10 protein-coding genes are annotated in these 14,474 nt (G+C 49.0%); 7 read left to right on the forward strand and 3 right to left on the reverse strand.

Features of this window, described 5'->3' with window-relative positions:
• The 3 genes from VK958_RS00115 to VK958_RS00125 all read right to left on the reverse strand — a co-directional run.
• The coding region (locus VK958_RS00115; protein ID WP_325238204.1) for a metallopeptidase TldD-related protein at window positions 1–1,136 on the reverse strand (1,136 nt) is incomplete at its 3' end.
• 85 nt (window positions 1,137–1,221) lie between these two features.
• Window positions 1,222–2,079 carry a carbon-nitrogen hydrolase family protein gene (locus VK958_RS00120; RefSeq protein WP_325238206.1) on the reverse strand — a complete coding sequence of 286 codons (858 nt, stop codon included), beginning with the start codon at window positions 2,077–2,079 and terminating at the stop codon, window positions 1,222–1,224.
• A 65-nt stretch (window positions 2,080–2,144) separates the two neighbouring features.
• Window positions 2,145–6,011: a YhdP family protein gene (locus tag VK958_RS00125; protein ID WP_325238208.1), complete on the reverse strand. Its 3,867-nt coding sequence runs from the start codon at window positions 6,009–6,011 to the stop codon at window positions 2,145–2,147.
• Window positions 6,012–6,291: 280 nt separating this feature from the next.
• On the opposite strand from VK958_RS00125, the gene VK958_RS00130 reads away from it, so the two are divergent.
• From VK958_RS00130 to VK958_RS00160, 7 genes are all read left to right on the forward strand, one after another.
• Window positions 6,292–8,196 carry an ATP-binding cassette domain-containing protein gene (locus VK958_RS00130; RefSeq protein ID WP_325238210.1) on the forward strand — a complete coding sequence of 635 codons (1,905 nt, stop codon included), beginning with the start codon at window positions 6,292–6,294 and terminating at the stop codon, window positions 8,194–8,196.
• Between the two features lie 52 nt (window positions 8,197–8,248).
• Window positions 8,249–8,818, forward strand: a complete 570-nt coding sequence (locus VK958_RS00135; protein ID WP_325238212.1) for a hypothetical protein — start codon at window positions 8,249–8,251, stop codon at window positions 8,816–8,818.
• 166 nt (window positions 8,819–8,984) lie between these two features.
• Window positions 8,985–9,665, forward strand: coding sequence for a response regulator transcription factor (locus VK958_RS00140; RefSeq protein ID WP_325238214.1), 681 nt, complete (start codon window positions 8,985–8,987; stop codon window positions 9,663–9,665).
• A 102-nt stretch (window positions 9,666–9,767) separates the two neighbouring features.
• Window positions 9,768–10,841, forward strand: coding sequence for a sensor histidine kinase (locus tag VK958_RS00145; RefSeq protein ID WP_325238216.1), 1,074 nt, complete (start codon window positions 9,768–9,770; stop codon window positions 10,839–10,841).
• Between the two features lie 75 nt (window positions 10,842–10,916).
• The gene (lysS, locus tag VK958_RS00150) at window positions 10,917–12,461 is read left to right on the forward strand and encodes a lysine--tRNA ligase (RefSeq protein ID WP_325238218.1); all 1,545 of its coding nucleotides are present in this window, start codon (window positions 10,917–10,919) and stop codon (window positions 12,459–12,461) included.
• A 164-nt stretch (window positions 12,462–12,625) separates the two neighbouring features.
• Entirely contained in the window at window positions 12,626–14,101 is a 1,476-nt protein-coding gene (locus tag VK958_RS00155; RefSeq protein WP_325238220.1) for a porin, read from the forward strand.
• A gap of 152 nt (window positions 14,102–14,253) precedes the next feature.
• A complete protein-coding gene (locus VK958_RS00160; protein ID WP_325238222.1) occupies window positions 14,254–14,448 on the forward strand; it encodes a YezD family protein in 195 nt (64 codons plus the stop codon).
• Window positions 14,449–14,474 lie beyond the last annotated feature (26 nt).

Consider the following 14,474-nt stretch of genomic DNA (forward strand, 5'->3'; position numbering starts at 1 on the left):
ACTGATTTGATAATCTCTTGCGGGTCTTTGTCACCATTAAGCATGTAAGTGTTGGTCATGCGGGGCATAGGGATATGGGCGTAGCTTTCGCGACGGGCATTGCCGGTCAGGCCCATGCCCATCAAGCGGGCATTCAGCGTATCCTGGATGTAACCACGTAGGATGCCGTCTTCAATCAGCACGGTGTTTTGTGGCGCATTGCCTTCGTCGTCCATGCTTAATGAGCCGCGGCGGTCGGTAATGGTACCATCATCGACAATGGTGATGCCTTTGGCGGCCACCTGCTGGCCTATCATATTAGAAAAAGCGGAGCTGCCTTTACGGTTGAAATCACCTTCCAGGCCGTGACCAATCGCTTCGTGTAGAAGAATGCCAGGCCAACCACTTCCCAGTACAACGGTCATGCTGCCAGCCGGGGCAGGGCGTGCATCGAGATTGACTAATGCCTGGTGTACTGCTTTTTGTGCGTAGTCCTGCAAGACGTCGTCCGTGAAATAACTGTAATCAAAACGGCCACCGCCACCACTGCTGCCTTGCTCACGACGGCCATTGTGTTCGGCAATCACTTGCAATGATAGTCTCACCAACGGGCGTACATCACCAGCCATCACACCATCACTACGGGCAACCATGACTACCTCATATTCAGCTGCAATAGAGGCCATCACCTGCGTCACGCGTGGGTCCTGCGCTTTAGCGTAACGCTCAAGTTTTTCCAGTAACTTGACCTTGGCATCAGCGCTCAGACTGGCAATCGGGTCTTGCGGTAAATAGAGTGGTGCGTGACTACGAGTGAGTATGCTATGACCGGTTTTCTCCTGGCCCAGGCTGGCAATCGCGCGTGTCGCATTGGCGGCCTGTTGCAAGGCATCCAGATGAATATCATCGGAATATGCAAAGGCGGTTTTTTCACCACTCACCGCACGCACACCTACACCCTGGTCAATATTAAAGCTACCCGATTTCACCTGGCCTTCTTCCAGCCCCCAAGACTCACTTCGGCTGTATTGAAAATACAAATCGGCATAATCAATGTTATGCGTCATCATGCCTGACAGCACTTTGCTCAAAGCTTCCTGGTCCAGCCCGGCAGGGCGGAGGAGCGTATCGTTGGCAGTGGTGAGTAGCGTTTGCATAGTAAGTCAACTTATAAAAGGTTTAGCTGGTTTAATCATTGGAAGGGTTTTCATGTCAAGAGTGCTATTACTACACTCAGCATTTTCATGAAATAGTGGTAATCGTTTTGTGCTTCAAGGCCGGCAGGCTCTGACGCAGGTTCTTAATATAATTGCGGTTGATATTGGCAATTACAATCCCTGAGCCGCGTGGCAGCCTGTCCAGGACCACCCCCCAGGGGTCGACAATCATGCTGTTACCATGGGTTTCACGGCCAGAAAGATGGTAGCCGCCTTGCGCAGATGCTACTACATAACAGATGTTCTCAATGGCGCGGGCACGCACCAGTGTTTCCCAGTGGGCTTTGCCTGTGGTTTCTGTAAACGCAGATGGCAGCACGATCATATCGACTTCACCCATGGCACGGAATAGCTCCGGGAAGCGCAAGTCATAACAAATCGACAAGCCGATGCGGCCAAAAGGCGTATCAATCGCAACCACACTATCGCCGGGTTCTATGGTGTTTTCTTCATGGTAGTGCTCAGTGCCCATATCCAGGCCAAACAGGTGGATCTTGTCGTAACGGGCAACCTGCTCGCCTTTTTCGTTATATACCAGGCAGCTGTTGCGGATCTTTTTCGGCTGACTGCTTTGCATGGGTACCGACCCGGCAACGATCCATATCTTGAATGATTTGGCCGTTTTACTTAAAAATTGCTGGATAGGCCCATCATTCGGTTTTTCGCTGATTGCGACCTTATCGGTATCTTTGAGGCCCATGATGCAAAAGTATTCGGGCAACACTACCAGTTTTGCGCCTTGCTTGACTGCCATTTCAATCAGCCGTTTCGCTTCAACCAGGTTGGCGGCCACACTCGGGCTGGATGCCATCTGGATAGCGGCGACTTTGACAATATCGTCTTTGGCTGCGGATTTCAGTTTTTTTGTCTTATTGTCTGCCATGGCATATTTTCCATTGAAACTAGGTGAATGTGAGCGCTAAAGTGATTGCGGTATCTATTCTGCCATCAATTGATGCTTTTAAAAGGCTGAACAGGCTTGTTAGGTGGTGGTGCTTTATCAATTTCGACTTCTTGCGGATTGTCCCATGTCCCTGTGATCAGATACTCACTGGAACTGATTTTGTTCAAGGGGTCTTTCAACAGTTTTTGTGCTACAAAAGCCGCCACACCGACGATAGGCCCGGCTGCCAGCGCTGCCAGCGAGACAGAGTCGGTGATGTGCGGAGTGACCTTTACCCGAAGGCGCTGGGTTTCAGTCTTCAAGTTAGTTTCACCTTTTAGTCTTGCTTCTGCCGCGGGGCCGGTCATGAACAAGTCATCGCTGCGCAAGATGCCATCGCGGATGTTGGCGGTAGACGTGATCTTGTCGAACGCAAACCCCTGGCTGAATAAGTCACGGAAATCCAGCGTTAAACGTCGTGGCAGGCTTTGCAGGCTTAGCAAACCTAACAGGCGCCCTACGCCCGGTTGCACTTTCAGGATTTGTCCTTTTTCAAGTTGCATGGTGAAGTTGCCATCCAGCCGCTCAACCGCAAACTGGTGCGGGCTGCCGGACCAGCCGATTTGTCCGGCGATATCGCCGGTGCCGCCTTTTACCATTTCTCCACTAGCCTGGAAGCGCTGCAAGGTTTTACCCAGGTTGCTTGATGTCAGGTTAAATTTGAGCGTGGTTTGGGGATCACGGACGGAGTTCCGCCAGGTGCCGTCAGCAGACAACTGGCTGTCGGGGTTATTGAGATTCATTTTCTGGATAATCCAGTTTTCGCCGCTGTTAAAGGCCCTGATATCCAGGCTTCCCAGCTGCTTATCACCAAACTGGAAATCCTGTGCGGAAATTTCCACTTCAGGATAGGTCATATTCAGGCGACGCACTTCGCCAGTCACCGGAGGTGTTTCATCTGTATCCATACTGCGCGGTATACGCAGATAACTTAATTTGGCTACCAGCTTGTTATTAGGTTTGACCGAAATCCAGTCTACGTCACCAGCCAGTTCCTGGCTTTGGATAGTCATTTTCAGACGGTCCTGGTCAGGAATTACTTTTAACTTGATCTGGTGCAGGTTGCGGTCAAATACATGCAAGGTCCCGGCGTTAACCTCAATCCGGTTGAGAGGTAAATCAACAGGATGTGCAGGATCAGGACCACCAACAGCGCTCTGCCCAGTGTAGGTAAGCCACTCATCGACATCCAGTTTCTGGAAGTCTGCGCGCAGATTAATCCCATCACCTTTAGGCATTTGAGGCGGTGTATTCACTGATATTTCGCCACCTGTGATTTTGGGTTCAGGCCCGCTGGTGTCACGCAGAAAGTTGCCGTGTAGCCAGTCATTGAAGTGAATTGCAATCTTGTCTGGCTGCTTGCTTTCCTGCCGCAGGCGAATCGCAAGGTTAGCTGGACTATCTGCAGATTTCCTCATTGGTTCAGGCAAATCAATCGCCATGCCGATCAATTGGGTGCGGATATCCACGCGGAGATTGTTAGACGGTTCGATAAGGATGTTACTTTTCCAGTCTGTCGTCCCATGCAGTGCATTGGTAATCAGGTTGCTGTCCAGTTTTTTCAGTGCAGCATCCGTGATGCGTCCGCTGCCCTGAATCATGACAGACTTGTCGCTACGCGAACTAATGCTTACAGAGGCTGGATTATCAAACATGGCCAACTGTACATTTTGTGCTTGGAGGCCTTTTTCAGTGAACTTCAGGTGACCGTTGATGTTGCTCATTTCCGGCATGGCAATCTCTGGATTAGCGGCAATGCGGCCATTTTTGATTGCATAGTCACCTTGAAACTGACTAATATCCACGTTATTCAATGGGATCTGTAATGCCAGTTTCAATTCGGCATCCCCGCTGGCTTTCAGGTAGTCGGTAAACCCCATGGTCACCTGGCGCACCGGGCTGGTATTTACAAACTTAACACCCTGCTCGACACTGCCCATTACAGTGGCTTTCACATTCAGTATGGGCCAGTCAGCATCCAGCTGTGGAATTTCAGCATGCGCCTGTGTAATACGCTGGCCGACGGTAGTGCCGTTTTTCACCGCGATGTCCATACGCTTGCCTTCAAATTTCAGCAACGCATCTATATTCTGGACCAAAGGCCAGCCAGTACCGTATTCCAGGCTGGCCTGTTCTACCTGTGCGGTGACTTTGAATATTCCCAGTGCAGGGTCTGCCTGATGCGCGGCATTCACAAATGGGAAATCCTTCATGCGGCCTTTGATGATGACTTCACCACGGCGGATATGCCCGGAAAGAATCGAAGTGTCCAGCCAATGCAGTGTGGATTCACCCAGGATAAGCGGGTAGTAGAATGGCGCGTGTTTGGCATCCCCGCGCTCAATCTGGGTTTGCAACTGAATGCTGTCACCGCCGGCAGCGCCAAGTTGATACTCCAGGTTGCTACGCAAGGCGATATGCGGGTTTGAAAGATACAAGTTGCGGGTGCTGATGAGAAGTTTCTTGCCGTTGTTTTCCCACTCGATGTTGCCCTGCAAGCGATCAATTGGTACCGGCCAACGCAGGACTTTTGCTACATCGATACTGGCATTCTGTGTGTTGAGATCAATACTGCCGGTATTCGGATGTAATGACAGTCGCCCTGACCAATTCTTCAGGCCCGGTATCTGCTCATATGCGGTGGTATGGACCGCATCCAGGTTCGCTTCCACAGTATAGTCTTGCCACTTATCCTGTTGATTCAGCCAGCGTAACTTGATTTGACTGGCATTGAAACCCGGAGCGATATGTTGCAGATAACTGGCGGCCTGAGATTGCGGATCCAGCCACTTGGCTAATAAATCCCCTTGGTCAAGTACGAATTTTTTCGCGTTCAGTACGCCCTCATGGCCCTGTGCGTCCCATTGCAACTCACCATTTGCATCATCAAGAAGCAGGCCGGGATCGATGTCGGCATACACATGTTTCAAATAAATCATGTGGCGTTGCTCGACACGCTGCCAGCGGAATTCACCACGCATGCTATTGGCTAGAAAAGTTTCTGCCGTATTTGGCGGGGTGGCGGAAACTGACTTTAAATCAATTTGCGCGGCCATGCGTTGCAGTTGAATGGCTTTAAAAGCCAGTGTGGCGGTCATATTGCCTTGTCCGGAGTGAATCTTAAACGGCAAGTCCAGCCACGGGCTCCAGGCTGCCAAATCGATTTGCGGCAAGCGGAGAGACACTTCGCCGTGCCATGCTTCCGGTTTGGTCACATCATCCCCGACCAGCACAGAGTCCAGCGTGATACGTTGTTTGGTGCCGGTAGAAACCAGGCTATCCATATGGACAGTATGTCGGTCTAGCAGGCGCTGCCAGACCGGAGTCAATATTTCTATGTTGAGGTCTTCCAGCAATAGCGGTGGTGCCTGGCGCTGTTCATCTACCCAGGTCACCGAGGCATGGGTGATCCTGATGCGTCGTTGTGCGAGCAGCCAGTTGGAAAATGCAGGATTGCCCTTGCCGGACATGGAAATGCCCGCCAGAAAAAGCTCTCCGTCGGCGGTGCGCCTGATAATCAGGTTAGGTGCATCAATGCGCAGACTGATGAGTGAGGGTGATAAAAGCACCACACTGCTCCAGGACAACCGTGTGGTGATCTTTGAAAGTTCCAGGGCAGGGCGCTGTTGCGCGTCGAATATGGTGACATCCCCCAGGGTTACCTGTGGCGCCAAGCCACGCCAGCGAATGCCTATGTGCGCAATCGTGACTTCCTGTTTCATCGATTGGCTTAGTTTCTGCGCGATGCGATCTTTGTAATCATCAATGTGGGGGAAAACATAAAACTGGATCACCGCGATGATGCCTGCCAGGACTACTAATGTGACAATAAGCAGAGTGAGTAGCCAGCGTTTTATTTTTTGCAGAGGCATGAGCAGAGGCGGGTCTTGAATACAGGGGGATTATCAACAGACTATTTTACTCGAAAACAGTTGCAGCACCGTAACGGATGCTGGCTTGAAGGGAGAATTATGCAGTCTGATGAAGGCGAATCGTTTAAAATGCCGAATTTGCAGAGTTTTGGCCCATCGCAGAATCCGTATTTTATGGTTTAAAAGCGTTTACGGGCAATTATCGCGTGTCAGCTCCGGGTCAGGTCAATGAGATGAAAAGTCACAAAATAAACATCGGGTTAAGTGAAAGTGGTCAGCAGTGATTCAATTTAAACAACTGACTTTTTCAAGAGCAGGCAAAGCACTGGTTGAGGATGCCAGTTTTCAATTGCATCCCGGGCATCGTGTTGGTTTAACCGGTGCCAATGGTGCGGGCAAGTCTACTTTGTTTGCACTGCTACTCGGTGAGCTGGTCGCTGACGCAGGCGATTTGCTGATTCCTGCGCATTGGGTCATTGCGCATGTCGCCCAGGAAACCCCGGCACTGTCGCAATCGGCACTGGACTACACACTGGATGGTGATGAAGAACTGCGTACATTGCAGTCGCATTTGGCTAGAGCGCATTCTGCTGATGACCATGACAATTCTGACCCATTACTAGTCGCCGAATGGCATCAACGCCTTGCCGATATTGATGGTTACAGTGCTGAATCGAGAGCCAGCACTCTGTTGGCTGGCCTGGGGTTTTCACAAGCCCAGTTATCACACGCTGTAAGTGACTTCTCCGGTGGCTGGCGCATGCGTTTGAATCTGGCGCGTGCATTGATGTGCCGTTCTGATTTGCTGCTGCTGGATGAGCCTACCAACCATCTGGATATTGAAGCGGTGATTTGGCTGGAAAGCTGGCTCAATGCTTACCAGGGAACCCTGTTGCTGATCTCACATGACCGTGAATTTCTTGATAACACGGTCAACCATATTTTGCATATTGAGCAGCGCAGGCTGGATTTATATCGCGGTGGCTATAGCGATTTTGAGCGTCAACGCGCCGAAAAACTGGCATTGCAGCAAGCCAGTTACCACAAGCAGCAACAACAGGTTGCGCACTTGCAAAAGTATATTGACCGTTTCCGCGCGCAAGCGACCAAGGCCAGGCAGGCGCAAAGCCGCATCAAGGCACTTGAACGCATGGAGCGCATCAGTGCTGCGCATGTTGATTCGCCATTTAGCTTTGGTTTCAGGGAGCTGGGGTCTGCACCCGACCCGTTGCTGGTTTTAAACCAGGCCAAACTGGGCTATCACGACAAAGTGCTGGTCAGTTTCGCACATCTGGCGATCCGCCCGGGTGAGCGGATAGGGTTGTTAGGTAAAAACGGAGCCGGTAAATCCACGTTGATTAAAACGCTGGCACAGTCAGAGACTTTGCTGGCCGGGGAGCGCATTGAAGGCAAGGATTTGCGCATCGGTTATTTCGCCCAGCATCAATTAGAGCAACTGATTGCAACCGACTCGCCTTTGCAACATTTGCAACGGCTGGATTCGACAGCGCGCGAACAGGAGCTGCTGGATTTTCTCGGCAGTTTTGATTTTCGCGGTGAAATGGCGAAAACCGCCTGCGGTCCGTTTTCCGGAGGAGAGAAATCCAGGCTGGCATTAGCCATGTTGATCTGGAAACGGCCTAACCTTATTTTGCTGGATGAACCAACCAATCACCTGGATATTGAAATGCGGCATGCATTATCCTTGGCATTACAGGCATATGAAGGTGGCATGGTGATGGTCTCTCATGACCGTACTTTGCTGGCGACCTGTTGCGAAAAGTTTTTGCTGGTGGCCGATGGCAAAGCAGAAGTGTTTGATGGCGACCTCGAAGATTACAAGCAACACTTGCAAACACAAGGGCAAACATCCGTTGCCAGCGATAGCACATCCTCCCCCAAACAGAATAGCTATCATCAACAAAAAGCTGACCGGCAGGCGAGGCTCAGCGAGCGGCGCCCGTTGGTTAAAATGTTAGCCAGTCTGGAAACACAATTGGCCAAGCTGGAAACTGATAAAAATCTATTGGAAAGTCAGTTGGCTGATAGTGACATTTACAATGTGGAACAAAAAGCTACTTTACAAAAAGTGCTGATGGCGCAGGCAGAAAACAAAAAACAATTGGAAATAATAGAAATCCAGTGGCTGGAATGTCAGGAAAAACTTGAGGCATTGCCTGAGTAATTCGTTGTATTCGAGTGACTGGTGCTTAAAAAATGAAGGATGGAATATGGAAATGACCTACACCGAACGCGTTAAATTGCTGCACCAGTTATGCCAGGTAGAAACCAGGCAGGTGACCGGACATTCAGAGAATGAAGCCAGGGCTGCATTTGCCAGTGCGGATGTTGAACAGGCGGCTTATTACATCGCCAGTTTCGTTACGTTCAGGGCTATCCAAGCCGCTGACCGGCATCCGGGTGAAGAGCTGCAAAGCGACTTTGAAATGCTGGGTGTGTACCAGTGTTTCGCCTTGATGGTATATGCATTTCTGTTCATGCCATTGACACAAGAAGAGCATCAGCCGGATTATGACGAAGCTCAAGTGGCGATCGGTAGTACGTTGTTTGAAGGGATTGCGCCGGAACTGCTGGCCGAAATTATTGAATCAGGCTTTCACAAGTTTAAATTGATTGCAGAAGCTGAGGCTGAACATTGGCTGGAATACCGGGAAAACCTGGATAAAGTGACTATCAGTTATATTGTGGCCGCTACAGATGATGATAGTCCGCATGCCGCTGCAGAAATTTTGCCTTTATTCGGGCAATTACTCAGTCAGCTATGTGAGGCTTTTAGTGCCATTTAAATATATTTATCTAAATTACTTAGATATATAATTTAAAAAAGTTAACAATTTGGGCATACTATGAAAACTTTGGTAAATTTATTGCTTAACGCATGTTAATCAATTTGTTTCTTCGATAAGATTCCAAGGCTAAGGTCCAAGCCTTCTTAATCAGTAAGAGGATAAAATGAGTAAGCTGCTGTTGATTGACGATGATGTCGAACTAGCCAATATGCTGAAGGAGTTTCTGACGCAAGAAGGTTTTGGCGTGACAACTGCGCACGATGGGTTAACCGGGGAACAATATGTGTTGGCTGGCAAGTTTGAGCTGGTGATTCTTGACGTCATGATGCCGGGTCAAGATGGTATGCAAACGTTAAAGAATATCAGGCAGCATTCAGATATTCCCGTACTCATGCTGACGGCTAAGGATGATAACGAAGGCCGTATAGAAGGCCTAGAAGGCGGGGCAGATGACTATGTACAGAAACCCTGTCTCCCGCGTGAGCTGGTTGCCCGTATCCGCGCTATTCTGCGTCGCCAGAACAACGATGCCCCCAAAGGTAATGATATCGTTGTTGGTCAATTAGTCGTTTCCGGTGAACGCAGAAAAGTGTTCTGGGGTGACCGGCCCATCGTATTCACCAGCACTGAATTCAGTTTGATCGAGATACTGGCCAAGCATGCCGGGACTATCGTCAGTAAAGAAGATTTATCTATGAAGGCGTTAGGTCGCTCACTCGTTAAATATGACCGCAGCATTGATGTCCACCTGAGCAGCATCCGCCAGAAAATATCAGAAGCTTCAGGTGGCGTAAACGTGATTCAGACCATTTATCGCGTGGGTTATCAGTTAGTCCGGGACTAATTATTTAGACTTGATAGCGGGGGTATGGGGCGCCTTTTCTGGAAACTGTTTGCAGCATTATTTCTGGCTTTAATCTCCACTGTGATTACAGTAGGGAATATAGTGCAGTGGGAACTGCATCAGAAACACGCACAGGTGCAGCAAGCTCCCTCGCAATCTTCTTCATTGACGACTGCAAATCGCTCAACTTCCCTGCTTAACTCTCTACAGCAGCCTGGCTATGTACATTCTCCCAATGAGCTCAATTACGTTGAGCTACTATTAAATTTCCCTTTTTCAGCGCTGGTTTTCTGCTTAGTCACGAGTGCCATTTTTGCCGGGATACTGGCCTGGTCAATTTCCCATCCGATCAAGTTACTGCTTGAACATTTGAAGACTGCCGCCGATGGCAATCTCCTGGTCCGGGTAAGCCCGAAAATTACGGTAAGCCATGATGAGTTTGCTGAACTCGGTGCTGCATTTGATTTAATGGCGTTGCGGTTAAACAGCATGATCAAAAGCCAATCGAATATGCTGCATCATGTATCGCATGAATTGCGTTCACCATTGGCGCGCATTCAAATGGCCGTTGGACTGGTGATGCAGAACCCAAAAAAAATGCAAAGCTCATTGCAACGCGTAGAACTTGAAGCGGTGCGCATGGAGAAGATGATTGCCGAGTTACTGGAGATATTCCGCCTGGAATCCGGCATGCAAAAACTGCAAAAAACCGACCTGGATTTAAAGGGCTTGCTTGCTGGAATTGTGGGTGATGTGCAGTTCGAAAAGCAGGATGCGCGCATTCACCTGGATATGCCGGATAGCGTTATTTTGATTAATGGCCAATTGGAGTTATTACAGCGGGCGATTGAAAATGTGGTTCGCAATGCTGTGAAATACGGCCCGGTGTCAGGTGAGGTGGCGATTGAGTTGCAACGTAGCGAGCGCACTGGTGAAGTGATCATTGAAGTGCAGGACCAGGGCAATGGCGTTGAGCAGCAAGAGCTCGAGCAGATATTCAAGCCTTTTATCCGTGGACGCAGTGCTTCACAAATTGATGGCCATGGTATTGGTCTGGCGATGACCAAACATATTGTCGAGGCCCATGGCGGTTATGTAAAAGCTTCAAATTTATCCCCGATTGGTTTTATGGTGCGCATACATCTGCCATTAGCCAACAAGTCTTCAGCTGGCTGAATTCACACGTATTCAGCTGCAACAATGTTAAAATAAGCGGTTTTAAAGATCACTCAGGCGAAAAGCCGGATAACTATGACAGTACAACCATCCAATCAACCTTCAACAGCAATAAATGAAGCGGCAGTTGACGAAAACCATGTCATCGCAGAGCGCAGGGAAAAATTGCGCTTGATGCGTGAACAGGCATCAGCTAGCCAGTCAGCAGTTTTCCCGAATGACTTCAGGCCTGAGCACAAAGCGGCTGATTTGCAAGCCAAGTATGGCGAAATCGATAAAGAGTCGCTGGACCCACAAGAGATTCCGGCAGTGGTTGCTGGCCGCATGATGTTGAAGCGTGTGATGGGCAAAGCCAGTTTTGCGACGATTCAGGATAGCACTGGCAGGATCCAGTTATATGTTGCACGCGACGAGATTGGCGAAGAGTTATATGAGCGCTTCAAGCACTGGGACATGGGCGATATCCTGGGTGCCCGTGGCCGCTTGTTTAAAACCCGTACGGGTGAACTATCCCTGCATGTGACCGAATTGCGTTTGCTGACCAAGTCCTTACGCCCATTGCCCGAGAAATTCCATGGCCTGCAAGACCAGGAAATCAAATACCGCCAGCGTTATGTTGACTTAATCACCTCTGAAGAAACCCGTGAGACCTTTAAGGCGCGTTCAAAAGTTGTGACTGCAATTCGCCAGTTCATGAATGAAAACGAGTTTCTGGAAGTAGAAACGCCGATGCTGCACCCGATTCCGGGCGGGGCTTCAGCCAAGCCGTTCATTACGCACCACAATGCGCTGGATATGCAGATGTTTATGCGGATTGCACCTGAGCTTTACCTGAAGAGGTTAGTTGTCGGCGGCTTTGAGCGCGTGTTTGAAATCAACCGTAATTTCCGTAATGAAGGCTTGAGCGTACGCCATAACCCTGAGTTTACGATGATGGAGTTTTATGCGGCTTACACTGACTATCATTGGTTGATGGATTTCACCGAGCAATGCATACGCGCTGCTGCGATTGCAGCGCGCGGCACGGCAGTGCTGAATTATGCTGATAAAGAAGTAGACCTGAGCAAACCGTTTGAGCGCCTGACGATCATCGGTGCAATCCAGAAATATGCGCCACAATACAAGCTGGATCAGTTAAATGATGCCGACTTCCTGCGTAAAGAATTACTCAAACTTGGGGTCAAAGCATTTGACCATGCCGGTTTGGGCTCATTGCAACTCTCCCTGTTTGAAGAAACAGCCGAGAGCAAGTTGTGGCAGCCTACTTATATCATCGATTACCCGGTTGAAGTATCGCCGCTGGCACGTGCCTCCGACAAGCAAGCCGGAATCACTGAGCGCTTTGAGCTATTCATCACCGGGCGCGAAATGGCCAACGGCTTTAGCGAGCTGAATGACGCTGAAGATCAGGCAGCGCGTTTCCAGGCACAAGTCAAAGCCAAAGAGGCGGGCGACCAGGAGGCAATGTATTACGATGCCGACTTTATACGTGCGCTTGAATACGGTATGCCTCCGACCGGCGGCTGTGGTATCGGCATTGACCGTTTAGTGATGTTGATCACAGATAGCCCAAGTATCCGCGATGTGATCCTGTTCCCGCACATGCGGGCTGAGCAGTAATTTTGCACAATAAAAAGCCACCTTCGGGTGGCTTTTTTTATGCCTAAAAACGGACTAGTGATTCTTTAGTACCAAGACATATATTTGTCATCAAATTGTCATATTTACTGTTCAAAATACGCCCCGTTGTTTAAATAAATTAGATATTCAAACAGGGAAAAAATATGAATTCAAAATTGCATCGCATCGTGATGGCCACGGTGGCGAGCAGTGTGCTTGCCGGATTGTCATTTTCTGCCATGGCTGACTCAACCGTTGACCTGGTTCAAGCGCTGGTCTCCAAAGGTGTGCTGACGGAAGAGGAAGGTGCTTTGCTGACCAAAGGCCGTAGCACTGAAGTCGAAGTCCAGAAGAAAAAAGAAAGTAAAAGCTGGACGAGCCGCGTGAACTTGCGTGGCTACGTACAAGTCCGCAACACAACCATGCTGGGCGGTGACGAGGGCATTAACCTTTGGTCTGATCGGTCAGTTGGTGATGACCAGTCCTTAGGTGATGCCGATAAAAACTTCCTGATCCGTCGTGCACGCCTGATTATCTTTGGTGACTTCGGTGATCACTTGAGTTACTACATACAGCCGGACTTTGCGAGCTCCGTCGGTGGTACTACAAACTCTAACGCCAGTGGAGCAGGTAACTTCGCACAATTGCGTGATGCTTACGGTGATGTGTATATCGATAAAACACGCGTGCATCGTGTGCGTGTCGGTCAATCCAAAGTGCCTTATGGCTTTGAAAACCTGCAATCAAGCTCAAACCGCTTGGCATTGGATCGTAACGATGCGTTGAACAGTGCAGTACGTGATGAGCGTGATTTGGGTGCTTTCTACTACTACACCCCAACAGATATCCAGGCTTTATTTGAAGATATTAACAAGCAAGGTTTAAAACACTCAGGCAACTACGGTATGTTTGCTTTAGGTTTTTATAATGGACAAGGCGCTAATGCTAGGGATCAAAACGATAACTACCACGTAGTATCACGATTTACTTACCCATGGAAAACTGAAAGCGGTCAGATTTTTGAAGCTGGTATTCAAGCTTACCATGGCCAATATATTTCAACGACGGGAACATATAGCCGCCGTAATGCTGACGGCACCATCTCGTCAACGGCTGCTGCGCCTACCTTAGGCACTGGCACACCTCGTTCGGGCAGGAATGGTATCGATGACGAACGTGTGGGTATTTCCTTCGTCATGTACCCACAACCATTCGGTATTCAAGCAGAGTGGAACTGGGGTTCAACACCAGGTCTGGATATCAATGAAGGTGCAAATGGCGTCATTAAAAAGCAAAACTTGAATGGCGGTTATGTTCAGGCGATGTATAAAATCGATAACTTCCAGTTCCTGAGCACCAATGGTACTTTGATTCCATTTATTAAATGGCAATACTTCGACGGGTTTAACAAAGCTGAAACCAATTCCCCGGAAAATCACGTAAACGACTGGGAGGCCGGTGTTGAATGGCAACTCGCACCTGAAGTTGAAATCGCGATGGTGTATCATCGTATGAATCGTACCAATCTTGTGACAGGAAACAGAGGTGCTGCGAGTGCCTCCAATAACTTGCCGGCACGAGTAGATTACGAAAACTTTAAAGCAGATGCTTTGCGTGTCCAATTGCAATATAACTTCTAGAAACAATTTCTTTCCAATACAAAACCCGCTGTCAAGCGGGTTTTTTTTATATCATATATAATTATTTAGAATATAAAAATAATAAATAATTATTTTTTAAAATATAAATATTCTGAAATAATCCAGCTCATTCAACACAAGCGAGATACACCATGTCGTCACCCCTGACCAAGCCGGATATAGATTATGACGAAGCTGTACTTTCTGCTGTCAATGCGGCAATCATCGCTGTGCAGCGCGATACAGGGTATGGCTCAATTGAAATTACCATCCACGATGGACGCGTTACCCAGATCGAACGACGCGAAAAAGTACGTTTCGAGCAAAGTAAGCCGAAAAGGGTATAAATGATTTTTACAGACCTGACCAGGCC

The organism is Methylophilus sp. (assembly GCF_035460085.1).
GTDB lineage: Bacteria > Pseudomonadota > Gammaproteobacteria > Burkholderiales > Methylophilaceae > Methylophilus.